At 66.4% G+C, this 17,970-nt stretch carries 16 protein-coding genes; 11 read left to right on the forward strand and 5 right to left on the reverse strand.

The genetic code is table 11. The annotated features are described in order from the left end of the window. Positions 1-10 precede the first annotated feature (10 nt). The 4 genes from JWN03_RS23210 to JWN03_RS23225 all read right to left on the reverse strand — a co-directional run bounded on the left by JWN03_RS23210 (position 11) and on the right by JWN03_RS23225 (position 7,676). Positions 11-2,629: an ABC transporter ATP-binding protein gene (locus JWN03_RS23210; RefSeq protein ID WP_297618741.1), complete on the reverse strand. Its 2,619-nt coding sequence runs from the start codon at positions 2,627-2,629 to the stop codon at positions 11-13. Beyond that, positions 2,626-4,353: an ABC transporter transmembrane domain-containing protein gene (locus tag JWN03_RS23215; RefSeq protein ID WP_297618744.1), complete on the reverse strand. Its 1,728-nt coding sequence runs from the start codon at positions 4,351-4,353 to the stop codon at positions 2,626-2,628. The genes JWN03_RS23210 and JWN03_RS23215 overlap by 4 nt, the downstream gene beginning before the upstream one ends. Next, the gene (locus JWN03_RS23220; RefSeq protein ID WP_297618747.1) at positions 4,350-6,179 is read right to left on the reverse strand and encodes a class I adenylate-forming enzyme family protein; all 1,830 of its coding nucleotides are present in this window, start codon (positions 6,177-6,179) and stop codon (positions 4,350-4,352) included. Before JWN03_RS23220 ends, JWN03_RS23215 begins: the two co-directional genes overlap by 4 nt. 243 nt (positions 6,180-6,422) lie before the next feature. Beyond that, positions 6,423-7,676, reverse strand: coding sequence for an amidohydrolase family protein (locus tag JWN03_RS23225; RefSeq protein ID WP_297618750.1), 1,254 nt, complete (start codon positions 7,674-7,676; stop codon positions 6,423-6,425). 165 nt (positions 7,677-7,841) lie between these two features. Here JWN03_RS23225 and JWN03_RS23230 point away from each other — a divergent pair, with 165 nt between their 5' ends. The 3 genes from JWN03_RS23230 (at position 7,842) to JWN03_RS23240 (ending at position 11,156) form a co-directional block, all read left to right on the forward strand. Next, a complete protein-coding gene (locus JWN03_RS23230; RefSeq protein ID WP_297618752.1) occupies positions 7,842-8,603 on the forward strand; it encodes a helix-turn-helix transcriptional regulator in 762 nt (253 codons plus the stop codon). A 353-nt stretch (positions 8,604-8,956) separates the two neighbouring features. Next, entirely contained in the window at positions 8,957-9,100 is a 144-nt protein-coding gene (locus JWN03_RS23235) for a hypothetical protein (RefSeq protein ID WP_297618755.1), read from the forward strand. Positions 9,101-9,467: 367 nt separating this feature from the next. Then, positions 9,468-11,156, forward strand: a complete 1,689-nt coding sequence (locus JWN03_RS23240; protein WP_297618758.1) for a hypothetical protein — start codon at positions 9,468-9,470, stop codon at positions 11,154-11,156. Between the two features lie 108 nt (positions 11,157-11,264). Here JWN03_RS23240 and mftR read toward each other — a convergent pair whose 3' ends face one another. Further along, positions 11,265-11,879 carry a mycofactocin system transcriptional regulator gene (gene mftR, locus JWN03_RS23245; protein ID WP_297618761.1) on the reverse strand — a complete coding sequence of 205 codons (615 nt, stop codon included), beginning with the start codon at positions 11,877-11,879 and terminating at the stop codon, positions 11,265-11,267. Positions 11,880-11,956: 77 nt separating this feature from the next. Between mftR and mftA the strand changes: the two genes are divergently transcribed. From mftA to JWN03_RS23285, 8 genes are all read left to right on the forward strand, one after another. Beyond that, positions 11,957-12,067 carry a mycofactocin precursor MftA gene (gene mftA / locus JWN03_RS23250; protein WP_297618764.1) on the forward strand — a complete coding sequence of 37 codons (111 nt, stop codon included), beginning with the start codon at positions 11,957-11,959 and terminating at the stop codon, positions 12,065-12,067. Then, positions 12,057-12,341: a mycofactocin biosynthesis chaperone MftB gene (gene mftB / locus JWN03_RS23255; protein WP_297618767.1), complete on the forward strand. Its 285-nt coding sequence runs from the start codon at positions 12,057-12,059 to the stop codon at positions 12,339-12,341. The genes mftA and mftB overlap by 11 nt, the downstream gene beginning before the upstream one ends. Before the next feature lie 13 nt (positions 12,342-12,354). After that, positions 12,355-13,542 carry a mycofactocin radical SAM maturase gene (mftC, locus tag JWN03_RS23260; RefSeq protein WP_297618770.1) on the forward strand — a complete coding sequence of 396 codons (1,188 nt, stop codon included), beginning with the start codon at positions 12,355-12,357 and terminating at the stop codon, positions 13,540-13,542. Between the two features lie 46 nt (positions 13,543-13,588). After that, positions 13,589-14,761, forward strand: coding sequence for a pre-mycofactocin synthase MftD (mftD, locus tag JWN03_RS23265; RefSeq protein ID WP_297618773.1), 1,173 nt, complete (start codon positions 13,589-13,591; stop codon positions 14,759-14,761). Beyond that, complete coding sequence (locus JWN03_RS23270) at positions 14,761-15,552, forward strand: mycofactocin-coupled SDR family oxidoreductase (protein WP_297618776.1); 792 nt, start codon at positions 14,761-14,763, stop codon at positions 15,550-15,552. The genes mftD and JWN03_RS23270 overlap by 1 nt, the downstream gene beginning before the upstream one ends. Next, positions 15,549-16,865 (forward strand): mycofactocin biosynthesis glycosyltransferase MftF, encoded by a 1,317-nt coding sequence (gene mftF / locus JWN03_RS23275; protein ID WP_297618780.1) that lies wholly within the window; start codon positions 15,549-15,551, stop codon positions 16,863-16,865. Before JWN03_RS23270 ends, mftF begins: the two co-directional genes overlap by 4 nt. Then, positions 16,862-17,545 (forward strand): mycofactocin biosynthesis peptidyl-dipeptidase MftE, encoded by a 684-nt coding sequence (gene mftE, locus JWN03_RS23280; RefSeq protein WP_297618785.1) that lies wholly within the window; start codon positions 16,862-16,864, stop codon positions 17,543-17,545. The genes mftF and mftE overlap by 4 nt, the downstream gene beginning before the upstream one ends. A gap of 219 nt (positions 17,546-17,764) precedes the next feature. Beyond that, positions 17,765-17,970, forward strand: a 206-nt coding sequence (locus JWN03_RS23285) for a hypothetical protein (RefSeq protein ID WP_297618788.1), incomplete at its 3' end; no start/stop codon positions are given.

A 17,970-nucleotide genomic window follows, 5' to 3' on the forward strand; every position in this document is an offset into this window, starting at 1 on the left:
GCCACCGCTCTCAGTACCGATGACCATCGGTCGCGAAGACGAAGCACCGGGTGGTGCGCCAGGCGCCGTCGGCAATCCATGCACTGGAATACACCCGGACGCTGACCGTGGATCCGTCCCTGGCCTGCATGGTCGTCGGGAAGTCGACGATCCCGCCCATGGTGCCCAGCGCCTGGGCCAAGGCGGCTATATCCGACTCGACCGGGAAGAATTCGATGGCATTGTGGTCGAGAAACCCGTCGGGCCGCTCCAGATGACCGAGCAGGCGCAGTTGCGCCCGATTGGTGCGCTCCATCGCTCCGGTGGTCGGCACCTGATGTATCGCCACCGGAAGTGCGTCCAAGAAATCGTCCACTTCCCTTGCCGCTGCGATCGTTTCGTCATCGAGCGTTACCGCGGACGGGCTGACCGATGCCTGCCAGTCTGCCAGCCAGTCGAGGGCATCGCTGGTGTCGAGGCCCGGCAACGACGTGGCGAGACGCGGCCGGATGACGATCCGCAGCAGATCCCGGTCGGCATCGCCGTTGGCATCCACTACGACGCCGCGGGCTCCGCCGTCGGCGCGGGTCAAGGTGGTGTCAATGTTGTGTACGGCGATGCCGGCCGCGGCCGCGGCAATGATCTGTGTCCAAACTGCGTCGGGCACAACGGCTATCGCGGACAGGTCGGACCGGTCCGCGGCCCACCCGGCGAGCAGCCGCGCGGCGCCGTTGGCGCGCCGTACGGTGCCCGCGGTATCGGTCAGTAGCAGCCCGACGTTGGCGTTGTCGAACATGTCCAGGGCATTGACAAGCTGAGCGGTGTCGGTCTTCGTTGGTAATGCGCTGTCAGTCATCGGATTTCCTTCATCGCGGAGGTGGTAGTCGGTGATGTCGGTTCGGGTGCGCTCCGCGGACCATGCGGTCCACAGCTGCGCATAGCGCCCCTGCCTGAGCAGAAGTTCGTGGTGATTGCCGTTTTCAGCCACCCGGCCCGCCTCGACGACAACAATGCGATCGGCATCCGCGGCCTGGGTGAGTCGGTGTGCGACGGTGAGGACGGTCCGGCCGGCCAACGCCGCGCGGGCGGCGCGCTCCAGCCGCCGCGCACCGGCGCTACCGGCCTCGGCGGTCGCCTCGTCGAGCAGTGCGATCGGCGCATCGGTCAGCAGCAGCCGGGTCAGTGCGATCTCCTGAGCCTGGGTGGGTGTGAGCCGGTGCCCGCCCTGACCGACGACCGTGTCGATACTGTGCGGGAGGCTGGCGACCCACGTGTGGGCACCCACACGCTGCAGGGCGCGTTCGAGATCGGCCCGGCTCGCCTCCGGCCGGGCCAGCCGCAGATCGTCGATCAAGGGCCCGGCGAAAGTGTGGATCTCCTGGGTGAGCAGGACGACGGCGTGGCGGAGGTCGGCGCCGAACTCGCCGACCGTGCGGCCGCTCAGGCGGACCGTGCCCGAGGTAGGGGCGTGCACCCCGGCGACCAGCTTGACAAGCGTCGACTTTCCCGCGCCGGTGGCGCCTACGACGGCCACCCATTCGCCGGCCTCGACTCGCAGATCGATGCCGTGCAGCACCTCACGCCCGTCGTACTCGAATCGCGCCGCGATCACATCGGCCGTGGCGTGGGGAATGGATATCTTGCCGGTGGGTTCCGGGGCAGCGGGGAGCATGGCCACACCGACCAGCCGGGCCAGCGCCGCGCCCGCCTCCTGGGCGTTATCGGCCATGATCATGACGAGATTGATCGGTTCGAACAGGCGGCTGAAGTAGAGCGCCGCCGCTGTCGCCGCGCCCACCGTCACCGAATGGCCGCGCACCAGAAGGAAACCGACGATCAGGATGGTAGCCAGCCCGATGATTTCGGTCAGATGCATCCGGCCGTAGAACCGCGTTCGTAAACGCATGGCGGCCAAGGCTTTCTGAACAGCAGCCGCCGAACGCTCGGCGATCAGGTCGCGGTGGACCGGTCCGAGCCGGAACGCTCGCACGGTGGCGACACCATCGATCGAGTCGAGCAACTGCTGGGCTCGCGCGCCTTCGGCGACACGCTGCGCGGTGAACGCGGGCGCGGAGTTCCGGAAGTACCAGAGCAGGACGTGGACGTCGGTCGGCGCCGCGCACAGACCGGCGATGGCGAAACGCCAGTCGATCGTGGCCAGACCGATCACCGTCACCCAGATGACGAGGACCGACACCGCCAGAATCGGGACCGTGCTGCGGATGGCAGTGGCCAGCAGGTCGACATCGCCGCTGATCCTCGCCATCAGATCACCGGAGCCAACCCGTTCGACCTCTGCTTCCGGCAGGTGCACGGCTCGATCGAGGGCCTCCTCGCGCAGCGTGGCCAACGCGGGTTCGCCGACACGGGCGGTGAGTGCGGCGCCGAGCATGCGCAAAACCCCTTGCGCGACAGCGACTCCGGCGAGAACCACGACCGGCCACCGGATCCCGGCCGGATTGTGCGCGATCACGGCGTCCACGGCCCACCCCATCGCCCTCGGGGTGAGGAGCGTGACCGCGGCGCCGGCGGCGAGGACTACCGCGGTGAACAACGCGGCCGGCCACCGTCGCATGAGCAGTGCACCGGCGTATTTCCAGGCTTCGCGCGCGGTGGCCTGTGGCAATAGGCCGTTATCGGCGGTTGTCACAGCACTGCCTCGCGGTAGGCGGCGCTGGACGCGACCAGCTCCGCATGACGTCCCTCGATGACCGAGCCCGCATCGATGAATACGACACGGTCGCAGCGGGACAGCAGCCCAGGGCTGGTGGTGAGGCAGACGGTCGTCTTGGTGGCGCGTATGCGCGCGAGTTCGTCGGCGATGGTCAATTCGGTGACCGAGTCGACGGCCGTGGTCGGCTCGGTCAGTACGAGCACCGGCGGGTCGGCCGCCAGCGCACGCGCCAGCGCCACGCGCTGGCGCTGCCCGCCTGACAACGACACACCACTTCCATGCAGTGGAGCGTGCAGCCCGTCGTTGTCCCCGCCGAGATCACGTAGTGCGGCGGCCTGGACGATCCGTTCCAGATCCGCGGTGCCATTGATGCGGCCGATATTGTCGAGCACCGTTCCGCTGAACAGGTGCACTTCGTGCGGCGGTACCAGCACTACCGCGCGAACGGAGTCGGGGGCCAAGGACGCCATCGGCTGCCCGTCTAGCCGGACCGCCCCGGAGACAGGATCCGCGCGGCGCGACACTACGTCGGCCAGCGCCCCCGCAGCAGCTGGATCCGGAGTCACGATGCCGACGAATTCGCCCGGCGCGATTTCCAGATCGAGGTCGGCGATCGATCCGGCCGTCACGGCATCGAAATGCAGCGAGGGAACAGTATCGAAGGAGACCGTCGCCGAACCTAGCACGGCGAAAGGCACGTTCAGGACCGCCGCGATCCGCGCCGCGGACGCCCGTGACTGGGCTCGCTGAGTGCCCAGGCCGGTAATCCGATTGAGCGGATCGAGCAAGAACTGGGCCAAGCCGATCGCGGTGACGAACGCTCCCACCCCGATCTCACTTCGGGTGGCCGACCATCCGGCGGCCCAGGTGACCGCGGCCAGTAGGAATCCGGCGAGCACGATGGCGATCGCACGTACCACCGCCTCCGTCGTGGCCGATCGCAGCGTGGTCCGCAGAGCCGCCCTGCTGGCCTGCCGGTAGCGACGAACCGCGGCGCGTTCTCCGCCGAACCCTTTCAGGACACGGAGCCCTGTCAGCAGGTCGGCGGCCATGCCAGCCGTGGCGGCCAATTGCGCTCGTTCGGCTGAGGTACGCCGCGCCAGCGGCCGTCCGGACAGGTCGGTGAGCACCAGCAGCACTACCGCTCCGCCCAGCACCAAACCCGCGAGCAGAGCAGAGATTCGGAGCAGGAAGTACACTGCGACACCGACGCCAGCGAACCCGGAAACCGCCAACGCGATTGCATAATTCAGCAGTCCGACGGCGTTGGTGTCGACGGCGCTCATCGACAGCAGGCTGCCCGGCAACTGATCGCGGCCGCCGCGGCCGTCCAGGATGCGCGCGGCCAGTAGGAGCCGCAGACGGTGGCCTGCGCCCTGAACGGCCCTGGTATTGGCGCGAAATCCGAATCGCATCGCGGCGGTCAGGAAGAGATAATCGATGGTGAGCAACAACATCCACCGCAGCAGCGACCAACCGTCGGCGGTGGTGACGGCCCGCTGGATGACGAAGCCGACGATCACCGGGATCAGTGCTTCAGCGACCTGGTGGACGGACAGGAACACTGCGGCCACCGTGAGGTGACGGCGCTGGCCGCCCAGCGCGCTCCGCAGGATGGATGCGGCCGAGTACTCCGGTTCTGTCGTTCGGACCGTACCGTGGACCGATTCGACGGCGGGCCGCAAATCCGCGGTGGTCATTTCGCTTGTTCGGCAAGCGCCGGGGCGTGCGGTTGGGCTGGTTCACGCATGATGATCGGTCGGTTGGCTTCGGGGATGGTGGTGGGCTCGGTGCGTTCGCGGCAGACCCTTTTCAGAGTCTTGCCCGTCACGCCTACCGGGAACTCGGCCCAGGCCACGATGTCGAGTCGAGCAAGGTGCATAGACGTCGGCAACATCTGGTTGAGCTCGTCCTGCAGGGTCGGTGCATCGAGATCGAACCCGTCCCGTGGCGCGATCACCGCCGCGGGACGCTGCGTGCCGTCTGCCTGACGGGCACCGTAGACGCAGGCGTCGAATACGGCCACGTGCTTGTGTACCCGTTCCTCGATGAGGAGGCTGTAGACATCACCGTCCCTGGTATGTATGACGTCGACTTCACGATCGAGCTGCACGACGTGGCCATCGCCGGACCACCGGGCTACATCCCCGGTGAAGAACCAGCCGTCGCGGATCGCGTCATAGGTGAGTGCGTGGTTGTTCCAGTAGGCCTCGAACAGCGTCCGGCCCCGGACCTCGAGCCGGCCGACCGAGTCACCCTTGACCGGCCTACCGTTCGTGGCGATCCGGACCTTCGGACCGAACGGCGTCGAGCGGCGCCGGCCGATGCGCCGGTCATAGCGTCGGGTGAACCGGGAGTAGTACCGCAGCACCGACGGTGTCCCCACCTCGCTCGACCCCTGTGCGTCCAGGTAGACCGAGCCGCCGAGCGGAATGCCGAGCCCACGGAATACGCTGCCGTGCTGGACAAATCGACGAATGATCGCCTCGTGCGTAGCGTCGGCGGTCGAACCCCAGAATCGCATCGCCCGTAGGTCATACTGATCCAGCGGCACCTCTTTCAGTTGGGTGTACACGATCGGGAATGCGAAGAACCCGGTGTAACGACCCACCGCGAGCTGTTCGATCAGACCGGCGGCGTCCAGGCCGCCGCGACTGTATTCGCGCGTCCAGTGGATACGCACACCGGCCAGCAGTAGGGAATTGAAGCTGAGAATCACCGCTTGGTGGTTGTTCGGCAGCGCAAATAGCCCCCGGTCACGGCGACGGGAAATGTGGACGTAGGACAGCCAGCCACGAATTGCGTGCGACTGTGGCCCGTTGCGCAGAATGACCGCCTTGGGAAAGCCGGTCGTGCCCGAGGAGTGCACGAGATACAGCGGTTCGAGCCCGCCACGCGGGGTGGCGAGTGCCGCGGACAGGCCGGCGAGCAGATCGCCGATCCGGTGAACAGTGTGGCCGGAGACGGTGCGTTCGGGATCGCCCGACTGTGCGTCGGTCAGAACGATGTGCTCGACATCGCCGAACCCGGCACCCTGCGTGGTGAGCCGGTCCAGGGTGGCGGTATCGGTAATCAGCGCTCGCGCACCGACGTTCACCAGATAGGGGTTCAGCTTCTCGCTGAGGAAACCGTCGTTGATCGTGCACGCGACGCCCCCGGCGCGGACCACGCCGGTGTGCAGCAGGTGGATGTCCAGGTGATTTGTCTTCATGATCGCAATGCGATCGCCGTGCTGCAGGCCCAGCCGTTGTCGTAGCATCGCGGCGACAACACCGACCGTCTCCCTGATGTCGTTCGCCGACCATTCGGTCCGGCCGGGCGGGCCGAGTACCGGCACCGACCAGTGGCAGGGTTCGTCGGAACTGAACAGCACGCGGTCTCCGTAGCGGCGGGCCGCGCGGTCGGGAATCCGTTCGATCGAGATGGGCCGCAAAGCGAGCCACAGGCGCTCGAAGATACCGATGCGGAGGGCAATGAACAAAAGATAAACGAGCAAAAGCGCCACGAGTACGAGCAGGAATGGCATAATAAATCCTAGAGAGCGCGGGGGCACGAGGACCACAGTGCACGGTCCGTTCGGCCACAGCAGGACATCGATGGCTGCTTGGCACGTGTGCGGAAGAGATATCGTCCTGGACTGAAAAGAAAAACAGCCACAGGGAAAGCTACGCCCGAGATTGTCGGTCGCAGATTATCAAATCGTAGATTATTAATTAGTCGCTAGGAACCCGCCGGCAGATCCGGCGGGTTCCTCTCTATACCCGAGCCTTCAGTTGGCGTGCTGGGTATACAGTTCAGCGTATTCTTTACGGGAGCGAGTGGAGACGTCGACGTCACGCGCGATCGCTCGCAGGCCGCCGACGGTGGCCTGGTCCTTCGGAAGGTGGGCGAAGGGATCGAAATTCAGGAAGCGGCAAGCATTCTGCCACGTGATCTTGTCGATATCGGCGTCGCTCGCGTCGGCGGCCTGCAGTTCCTGGAGAACGAATTCCGGCGCGTCCGGCCACAGTGAATCCGAATGCGGGTAGTCGCATTCCCAAGCGATATTATCTATGCCGATATCGTGGCGCAACTTCAGCGCGGTCTTATCGGTGACATAGCACGCCAGCACATGCTCACGGAACACCTCGCTGGGAAGTTTCCCGCCGAAATCGCGGCGGAGCCACTTCTGGTTGGTGTAGTGCCGATCGGAGCGGTCCAGAAAGTAGGTGATCCACCCGATACCGCCTTCGGACAATGTGACTTTCAGCTTGGGGAATTTCCGGAAGGCCGGTCCCCACAACAAGTCTTGGGCGGCGATCTGGGAGATGCTGGGCGCCAGCACCATCAGGTTGTCGATGGGCGCGTCGGGGGCCAACTTCAGTACGCTGAAGCCCTGGCCGATATGGAGGTTCATCACCGTGTCGTGGTCGGACAGCGCCTGGAACACCGGGCTCCAGTAATCGCCGTCGTGGTAGCTGGGTAGCCCGTCGATGTGCGGGAGTTCGGCGACGGATACCGCGTGGCAGCCCTTGTTCGCCACGCGCTCGATCTCCGCGACGGCGAGCTTTGGATCCCACAGTGGCAGAATGGCATTCGGAATGAAGCGGCCGGGATAGGCGCCCGCCCAGTCCTCGATGTGCCAGTCGTTGTAGGCCTGGATCATCGCGACGGTGATCTCGTCCTTGAAGTAGCTCAGGTGCCCCGCGCTGAAGCCGGCGAAGGTGGGGAAACACATCGACCCGAGTACGCCGTTGGCGTTCATGTCCCGGATACGCTCGTGCACGTTGTAGACCGCCGGCCGCATCTCGGCGTAACCCGCCGGGTCGAAGCCCCATTCCTCGGGCGGCCAGGACACGACCGCATTCAAGCCGACCACACCGGTAGGCCGACCGCGGTATACCCAACGATCGATGCCGTGCTCGTCGACCTCGACCCTGGGAGTCTGGTCGGCCCATTTGGCCGGAATCCGGCCGTTGAACATATCCGGTGGTTCGACCACGTGGTCATCAATGCTCACAAGTATCAGGTCGTCGATGTTCATCGGATCCCCTTGCCGCCGCACAGAATTGCGCACGCCCGTCCCGGACGCGCCACTGCTGTATAAAGTATGCAAAAGACGTTACTGCGGCCGCGAGAGGAGGTCTACGCGATTCCGGACAGCTTTTTGCCTCTGGCGGCCAGTGGTAGAACGATCACTGTGTCGCAGGTGCCGACGATTCGGGCTGGCACGCTCGCCTATGACACCGACCATCAGGTGACCGGATGGCACCACCATGACCTGCATCAACTCGAACACGCGGTGGAGGGTGTGGTGGAGGTCGAGACCGCGCTCGGGCGGTATCTCTGCCCGCCCAGTCAGGCGGTGTGGATTCCGGCCGGCCTGGAGCACAACACCGTCCTCGATGCGGTCCGATCACTGTCGGTCTTCTTCGACCCCGGCCTGTTCTCGGACGATGTCGGCAGCCGGGTCCGGGTATTGGCCGCGGTTCCGGTGCTCCGGGAGATGATGTTGTACGGCCTGCGATGGCCGATCGCCCGGACCGCCGCGGACGCAGACTCCGAGATCTACTTCGCAGCACTCGCCCTGGTGGTCGCCAACAGCTTGGACCAGGAACAACCCTTGTGGCTGCCCACAAGTGCCGACCCGTTCGCCGCCATGATCATTTCCTACATCCGGCAGCATCTCGCCACAGTCTCCGTCGAGATGGTGGCCCGGGAATTCAGCGTCTCCGAGCGCACGTTGCGACGGCGCTTTCAGGCTGCGGTCGGCATGAGCTGGCGAGAATATGTCTTGCAGGCCAGAATTATTCGCGCGATGGCAGAGCTGGCGCAATCGGATGCGGCAGTGCTCGATGTAGCCGTCGCCGTGGGCTTCGACAGTCCGAGTGCCTTCAATCGAGCGTTCCGAGCCTTCACAGGCACGACGCCGAGCGACTATCGGCGCCACACTGGCTGCGCAGCCGGATAGGCCGTGCCTGAGAAGTAGGGCCGTGCTGGTGGGACATGCCCCCCCAGGTCGGTTGACTCTGACCTGCCAGATCGTGGGTTACCCATATCGAACCAGAACCTATTGCGACACAGGCCAATACATCACCCAACAATGCGCTCACGTGTGCGGCCGTTCGACGAAAACAGCCCGGGCCCGCAGCAGCGGAAGCAGATGAGTTCCGTTCACAGCTACCTGCGCGAGTCAACGATCGACGGCGAGGCCGGCGTGCTGCGGAGCTGACCCAACCCGCAATCGCTTGGCTATCCACATGCCGACGGCCATCGGCGAGGTGTTCGGCTCCGAACTGGACAGGCTGGGCGACCGGTGACGTGATGGCCTCGGCGGGCGCCTCAGCCGAGACTGTCGCGGCGTCGCTGCTGTTGTTGTCGCACATGGGTATCGCTCCCGTGGAACCGGTCGCCGAGTCCACCACGATGCCCACCTTCGGTGAGGTCGTGCCGTACGGACGACGTTGACGAAGGGCACATTGCGGACCTACGACGCCCACCTGGTCTGGGTCGAACGCGAATGGGGCGAACGCAGGCTCGATGCGGTCTCGAAGGTGGACTTGAAGCAGCTGGCGCGTGAGGTTCAGGCGACCGCCCGCACCAACCGCGCGTCGCGGACGGCGGCAGCGCCGTCGAGCACTTCGTCGGTGCAGTGCGGTACGTCTATCGCTACGCCGAGGACAGCGGATGGGGCCGGCCCGGAGGCTACCCAGCCCGCAGGATCGCGAAACCAGCCCGACAGCCGTCACATCGTTACGCGATCCCACCTAACCGGCTGACCGAGATCTGTACGGCCGCAGCGACGTCCGGCGACGACCCAGAACTCGATTCACTGGTGCTGCGGCTCCATATCGAGACCGCCTGCCGCCGTGGCGGTGCACCGGCTCTACGCCCGCACGATCTGGACGAGGACCAGTGCCTGGTCCTGCTCCGCGAGAAGGGACAGACAGAACGCTGGCAACCGATCTCTCCCACTCTGATGCGTCATCTCCTCGCACATGCGTTCGCCGAGTTCCTGCGGCAGCGACTCGAACGCGATCACCCCGAGCAGGTGGCCGAGCTGCACCACATCACATCGGACTGGCTCGGCAGCCATCAGATGCTGAGCGAAGCAATCGACCACGCCATGGCAGCCGGCGATCCGGAGCGTGCGGTCGAGCTCGTCGAGGAGAATGCCCGGGACCTGGTCGAGCATGGACAGCTGGCGACCCTCACCGGGCTGGCCGCCAAACTACCCCCACGGCACGCTGCGGCGCATCCGCTCCTGCAGATCACCCTGGCCTGGGCCAACGTCCTGCTGCGGCGCCCGGCGGAGGTACACACCGCACTGCGGCTGGCAATCGCCTCGGACACGGCGAAATCCGCAGCGGGCCAGCCGATGTCGGATCTCGAACTCGAGGCGGCGCTGCTCCACGGCGTCGAATTCGCATTCGCCGACCGAATCGACGACCGGGACTCCGTGGTGGAGGAATGCCGGTCCAGGACCGACGCGCTGACTCCGTGGGTGCTCTGCGCGGCATCGAATGTCGGCGCCTTCGTCGCGCTGCACCGATTCGACTTCGATCGGGTGCGGGAGTGGCACGAGTGGGGTGCGCCCTATTTCCGCCATGTTGCCAGCGCGTTGAGCATCATGTACAGCCACTGCCTGGCCGGCATAGCCGCACACGAGCAACTGGACATGGACCGCGCCGAACACCATTTTCAGACGGCGTTGCAGCTGGCCCGAACCACCGCGGGTGAGAACTCGCAGACCGCCCGGCTGGCGGGCGCCATGCTCGGCGACTTCCGTTATGAACGCAACGAACTCGAAGAGGCCGAGCTGCTACTGGACAACGGCGCCCAGCTCGGATTCGAGGGCGGTCCGGTGGATTTGCTGCTTGCCACCTACGCGACCGGGGCCCGGATCAAGGCTGTCCGCGGCGACCTCGCCGCTGCGGTAGCACGTTTGACCGAGGGCGCCCGAGTCGCCGGCACCCTCGCGCTGCCGCGACTAGCCGCCCGCATCGTCACCGAACGCGTCCGCCTGGGACTCGAGCAAGTCACCGCTGCCGACCGGCAACGAGCCCCGATACCTGAAAACAATGGGATTATCACCGCGATTCGCGAGTCCGAGGAGGAGTCCGCGATCCGAACACTCCTGCGCGGCCACCCTGACCTCGCGGCGGCGCGTTCAGCAGCGTTGCTCCGATCGATCGATCCGGGGCGCCGGCCACGTGCCGCGTTGTACGCAACGCTGCTGAACGCGAATTGCCTTGCCACGCAAGGCCACACCGATGACGCCGCCGACGAGCTCGCCCCCGTGCCGGCCCGCTGCGCGCACATCGGAATCGTGCGTCCAGTCCTCGACGAGGGCCCCACCCTCATCGGCGTCATCCGGCGGATGCGCAACGATCAGGAACAGGGGCGACAGCGGCCGGCCCGGCCGCACGTGCCTCGCGCCTTCCTCGCCGAACTCCTGGATCAGCCAGCGGGTGAGCTGCAGAATCACGGCACCGGCCTGACGTCCCCCATCGAGGGCCCCTAGCTTATCGACCGGCACGCCGAATAGACGCCGGACCGAGAGCCCTGACTGTTCCGGCTCACGAGGGCGGTTATGCGGCCTGACGTCCAGACAGCGCGAGACAGTCCTGATTCACACCGCAAATCCTGTTGCCAAGTTCCGAAACGCGCGGTCCAGGACGTCGGTCAGTTCCACCTCGGGCCCGGAAAGCCAGTGCTCGTATGCGGCGACGGCCACACCGAGTGCCGCATGCGCCACCGATTGTGGAAGCAACTCGCGGACCGGCAGGCCTAGGCGGCCACCGACGAATTCGGCGACGACATCGCGCCACTCTCGGTAACGCAGTGTCGAATGTGCGTGCAGTGCCGGGACCCCGAGAATGAGCTCCATCCGTTTGCGGTGCCACGGCGCCTGCGTGGAGTCGAAGCGGTTGAACTCCACCACGACCGTCCGGACGGCGTCCATGATCGGCTGATCTTCCGGGCACCGGCCGAAGCGCTCCCGCATCACCGTCAGCTGCTCGCTGAAGCTACCCCAGACGACGTCGTTCTTGGATTCGAAGTAGCGGAAGAAGGTTCGTTTGCTGATACCCGCCGCAGCCGCGATCTCCTCCACTGTGGTGGCGTCGAAACCGTGGCGATCGAACAGGTCGAACGCTGCCCGTTCCAGGTCTGCCGCAGTGGTCGAACGCCGACGTCCGCGCCGGTTGACCTGCTCGGCATTGTCGGCCGATCGCTTTTCCGCCATTGCCTCTTCCAATTTGTCACCTGGTGCCATTATGCTGGCCATCACATCCCATCCGGTCCGTCTCCAAGGAGCAGCCCATGAGCGAAACAACAGCCACCCAGACAGTAGTCGGCTCCGACGACACCGTGATCGAGGAAGATCTCCTCGTCGAGGACGTCTCGATCGATGGCATGTGCGGTGTCTACTGAGACCGCGCCCTTCGACCCGGCCCGCCCGTACACACTGGCGGGGTCTGTGTCACTGCGTCCCGAAGAATTCGGTGCGCTTGTCTACAACTTCGCCACGCGCCGGCTCTCATTCCTCAAGTCCCCGTTGCTGGTCGCGGTCGTACGGGAGCTGGCACAGCAACCCGACGTGACCACTGCGCTCGCGACGGCCGGGGTCCCGGACGCCGAGCACGACCGCTATCTGCGGGCTCTGGCCGGGCTGGCCGAAGCAGGCACCATCGGGCCCCGACCGTGAACAGGAACCCCTCATGAAACTGGTCGACCACTTCGAGCACGGCCTGGACGCACCGATCTGCCTGACCTGGGAGCTGACCTACGCGTGCAACCTGGCCTGCGAACACTGCCTGTCCTCCTCGGGCCGGCGTGATCCACGCGAGCTGAGTACCGCCGAATGCAAGGCGGTGATCGACGAGCTGCAGCGCATGCAGGTGTTCTACGTCAACATCGGCGGCGGCGAACCCACCATTCGGCCGGACTTCTGGGAGTTGCTCGATTACGCCATCGCGCACCAGGTCGGCGTGAAGTTCTCCACCAACGGAGTTCGGATCACACCGGAGCGTGCGCGGCAGCTCGCGGCCACCGATTACGTGGACGTGCAGATCTCCATCGACGGCGCCACCGCGGAGGTCAACGACGCGGTCCGGGGTCCCGGTTCGTTCGCGATGGCGTATCGCGCGATGGAGAACCTCGCCGCGGCCGGATTCGAGAACTTCAAGATCTCGGTGGTCATGACGCGCCACAATGTGGACCAGCTCGACGAATTCAAAGCCATCGCAGACAAATTCGGCGCGCAGCTGCGCATCACCCGGCTGCGGCCTTCCGGCCGGGGCGCGGATGTCTGGCAGGATTTGCATCCCACCACCGACCAGCAACTGCAGATTTACGACTGGCTGATCGCCAATGGCGAACAGGTGCTGACCGGGGACTCGTTCTTCCACCTCAACGCACTCGGGTCGACACCGCTGGCGGGGTTGAACCTGTGCGGCGCGGGCCGGGTGGTGTGCCTGATCGATCCCGTCGGTGATGTCTACGCCTGCCCGTTCGCCATCCACGACGAGTTCCTCGCGGGCAATGTCCGCGACACCGGCGGCTTCGAAACGGTCTGGCGCACATCGGAATTGTTCACCCGCCTGCGTCAACCACAGAGCGGGGGCGCGTGCACGTCCTGCTCGGCCTACGACTCTTGCAAGGGTGGCTGCATGGCGGCGAAGTTCTTCACCGGGCTACCGCTTGACGGCCCGGACCCCGAATGCGTTTTGGGCAATGCCGAATCCGCGCTCGCCGCAGTCGGAGCCGGGGGCGCGCTGCCGCAGCCGGACAAGGATCACTCCCGTGCCGGCCGGGCTCGGCCCGTGGTGCTGGGCATGCCGTCGACACTCGCGGTCGCGGCGCCGGATCGCGCCTGCGACACCAGCCCGCTGGCGGGGCTTCGCTAGATCGTTTCCCGGACAAGATATTCCGGGATCAGACAAAGGATTTCAGTTGGCAAGCACACGTGATTGGTTCGAATCCGTCGCAGAGGCACAGCGGCGCGCGAAGAAGCGGGTCCCCAAGTCGGTATATCTGGCACTGCTGGCGGGCTCAGAAGCCGGGGTCACCCTCGACGACAACACCGCCGCCTTCGCCGAACTCGGCTTCCGGCCGCACATCGCTGACTTGCACGCGACCCGCGACCTGACCACAACCGTTCTGGGGCAAGAGATCTCGATGCCGGTGATCTGCTCGCCGACCGGCGTCCAGGCCGTCGACCCGGTCGGTGAGGTCGGCGTCGCCCGGGGCGCGGCGCGCTCCGGGACGGCACTCGGCCTGTCCTCGTTCGGCTCCAAGCCGATCGAAGAGGTCGTCGCCGCGAACGAGAAGACGTTCTACCAGACGTATTGGATGGGTGATAAGGACCTGATGGTGCAGCGCCTCGAACGCGCCCGCGAAGCGGGGGCCAAGGGCCTGATCGTCACCCTGGACTGGATTTTCGCGACCGCCCGAGACTGGGGCAGCCCCGCCCTTCCCGAACGTATCGACCTCAAGACCGCTATCTCGTTCGCGCCGCAAGTCCTGACCAAGCCCGGCTGGCTGCTTCGATTCGCCCGTTCGGGCAAGCTGCCGGACCTGACGACACCGAACCTGGTACCGCGCGGCCAGCAGGGGCCGACGTTCTTCGGCGCCTACGGCGAATGGATGGGCACCGCGCCCGTCACCTGGGACGACCTCGCGTGGCTGCGGTCGCAGTGGGACGGCCCGCTCCTCATCAAGGGCATCTCGCGTCCCGATGACGCCAAGCGGGCGGTCGATATCGGCGCCACCGCCATCTCGGTCTCCAACCACGGCGGCAATAACCTCGACTCCACCCCCGGCGCCATCCGCCTACTGCCGAGCATTGTGAAAACCGTTGGCGGACAGGTGGAAATCCTCCTGGACGGTGGCGTACGCCGCGGCAGCGATGTCGTGAAGGCACTCGCCCTGGGCGCGCAGGCGGTCATGATCGGACGCCCGTATCTGTGGGGCATGGCCGCCGGTGGCGAGAACGGAGTGCACAACGTCCTCGAGGTGCTGCGCCAAGGCATCGACGCCACGGTGTACGGCCTGGGCCACTCGTCGATCCACGATCTGACCCCCGACGACGTGCTCGTGCCGGACGGGTTCACCCGGGGCCTGTGATGGATGAGGCACCCGTCGCCATAGTCACCGGCGCCGCTCGTGGGATCGGCGCCGCCACCGTGCATCGTCTCGCCCATGCGGGCTGGCGAGTCGTCGCCGTCGACGCCTGTGCCGACGATCCCGCGGTGCCCTACCCACTGGCCACGCCTGCGCAACTGCGCTCGATTGCCCAGGCACACAAGGGAACCGTCGTCGAGGTCATCGCCGATGTCCGTGATCCGGCCGCTCTCGCCGATGCCGTGCGACTGACCGAGGAACGGTTCGGTCGCCTGGACGCTGCGGTAGCGGCGGCAGCGGTGATCACCGGCGGCGGCCGTCCCCTCTGGGAAACCACCACGCAGGATTGGGCTCCCATGTTCGATATCGGCGTGCACGGGGTCGCCAATCTCGCCCGGGCCGCCATCCCGTCCCTGCTGCGTCGATCCGAGCCCCGCACAGGACGATTCGTCGCACTCGCCTCCGCAGCGGCCCATCACGGCATGTGGCAGCTGGCAGGCTACAACGCCGCCAAGCACGCCGTCGTCGGCCTGGTCAAAGGCCTCGCCAACGATCTGCGAGGCTCCGGAGTCACCGCTGTCGCCGTCTCCCCCGGCTCGACGAGAACCGATCTGCTCGCCGAATCCGCGCGGCTCTACGATCTCGACACCGTGGATGCCTTCGCCGACCATCAACTGATCGGCCGCATCGTGGAGCCGGACGAGGTCGCCGCCGTCGTGGCCTGGCTGTGCTCACCCGAATCCGGCTGTGTGACAGGCAGTGTCATCCATGCCGACGGGGGCTTCCTGCCATGAGGCTGCAACTCGATGCCAGCGTGCGCCGCTTCGACGGCAACCGAGTCCTGCTCGGCGGGTCACCGACACGCCTGCTACGGCTCGGCACCACGGGCGTACACCTACTGGACACCTGGCTGGCCGGCACAGCCGTCGATCACGAACCGACGGCCCGGGCACTGGCGCGGCGACTGCTCGATGCCGGTATCGTCCATCCCGCTCCCGAGCCAAGTGCCGACGCGAGAACCGTTGTTACACTGGTTGTTCCGGTCAAGAACAATCCGCCGGGCGTGGCCCGGTTGCTGGCTGCGACCTCCGACATCCCGGACCGGATCGTCGTCGACGACGGCTCCGAGGTCCCGATCGGCGGCGCTACGATCCGTCACGATCGATCGCGCGGACCCGCTGCGGCCCGCAATACCGGCTGGCGTCGCGCCGCGACGCCGCTGGTGGCATTTCTCGACTCTGACACCATCCCGGACCCCGGCTGGCTGACTAGCGTCGTGCCGCTGTTCGACGACCCGTCCGTCGCCGCGGTCGCACCCCGCATCCCATCGCTGACCGTCGGGCCGGTCGGGCACTACGAGGCACGTCGGTCATCGCTCGACATGGGAGCCGAACCAGCCGCCGTGCGACCCGACGGACGTGTCCGCTACGTGCCCTCCGCCGCCCTGGTGGTCCGCGCCCGCGCGCTGCAAGCTATCGACGGATTCGACGAGTCGCTACGGTTCGGTGAGGATGTCGACCTCGTGTGGCGCCTGCTGGCGGCCGGCTATTCCGTGCGCTACCAACCCTTGTCGACGGTCCACCACGAACCCCGCGGCACCATCGCCGCCTTCCTCCGCCAACGCTTCGACTACGGCACCTCCGCCGCCCCACTCTCGCAACGTCACCCCGACCTGCTCCACCCCGCTCACCTGCCCGCGATTGCCGCTGTCCAGGGCGCGCTGGCGATCACCGGTTGTCCTGCCGCAGCGGCGATTCCGAGCGTGGTCACGATCATCCGGACCGCGCGCGGGCTGCATCACCGGCACATACCACTGCCTACGGCCACTACACTCGCGGTGACCGGTCAACTACGGCTCATCCGGCAACTCGCCGACGCGCTTCGCCGCGTCTGGTGGCCACTGGCGCTGTGCAGCCGGCGCGGCAGGCGGTTGCTCCTCGTCGCCTACCTCGCGGCAGCGGCCGAATCCCACCGCGACGGTAGCGGCGTAATGCTGCGGATCGGGGACGACCTGGCCTACGGACTCGGGGTCTGGGCCGGATGTCTCACACACCGCACCGTTCGCCCCCTCACGCCACGACTTCACCGAGCCAGGAAATCGCCGTGACGAAGCTCGGCGATCTTCGCTCACCGGATCTTCGCGACCGCGCGCACCGCACCGTGCTCGCGGTACCGCTGGGCGCCACCGAACAACATGGCCCGCATCTGCCGCTGAGTACCGACACCACGATCGCCACCGAACTGTGCCACCGGTTAGCGGCCGCACTGCCCGATATCGTTGTGGCACCGGCGATTCCCTACGGATCCAGCGGCGAGCACGCCGACTTTCCGGGCACGTTGTCCATCGGACAGGCAGCACTCGAACTGCTGGTCATCGAACTGGTGCGCGCTGCCGACCGCTTCGCGGCCGTGGTGCTCGTCAACGGCCACGGCGGCAACGCCGAACCGCTGCGGGCCGCAGTACGCACGCTGCGCGCCGAAGGACGAAAGGTGCTGGCCTGGTCACCCTCCGGCGCGGCCGACGACACCCACGCCGGACACACCGAGACGTCGGTCATGCTCCACCTGCGGCCGGCCACCGTTGCCCTCGACCGTGCCGAACCCGGCAACACCCGCCCGCTGCGCGAACTCATCGCCCGCCTGCGGCGCGAGGGAGTCGCAGCTGTCAGCCCCAACGGGGTACTCGGCGACCCGACCCACGCTTGCGCAGACGACGGCAGGCACCAACTCGACGAATGGGCCGAATCCCTGGTCACACTGACAACGCGGCACTGTTCGCGGCTATAGCAAGACCGACACAAGCCCGTAGTGCGAGGGCACACGGCCGTCCACCGACCGGGAGGAGCCTCGCCACCAATCAGAGCGGAATTCGATGGTTACGCCGCGCCAGCGGTGCCCTCGTGCACCAAAACCCCGCAGCTGAATTACATTTGGCAGGCACGGGTGTCGGCCTGCGGTTGTCCGCGAACATTCAACTGACCCAGGGCAGCCATGAGCCATGCTCAGGTGCGGCCCGAGCGCATCAGCTTCCGCATCGAAGCGCCGCAGAAACATTCGCCAACACCGGTCGACATCGTCGGCGGTGGCATCGATGCCCGACCACCACAACCACACCGGTTTGTTCACTCCACCGCTGGGCAGGTGCTCGACCGTCAACTGGATGACGGTGCCTTCGAGGATCGGCATCGGCCCGGCCCAGTGCGCCCACGCCG

This window comes from Nocardia sp. (assembly GCF_025465275.1).
In the GTDB taxonomy this organism is placed as follows: Bacteria; Actinomycetota; Actinomycetes; order Mycobacteriales; family Mycobacteriaceae; genus Nocardia.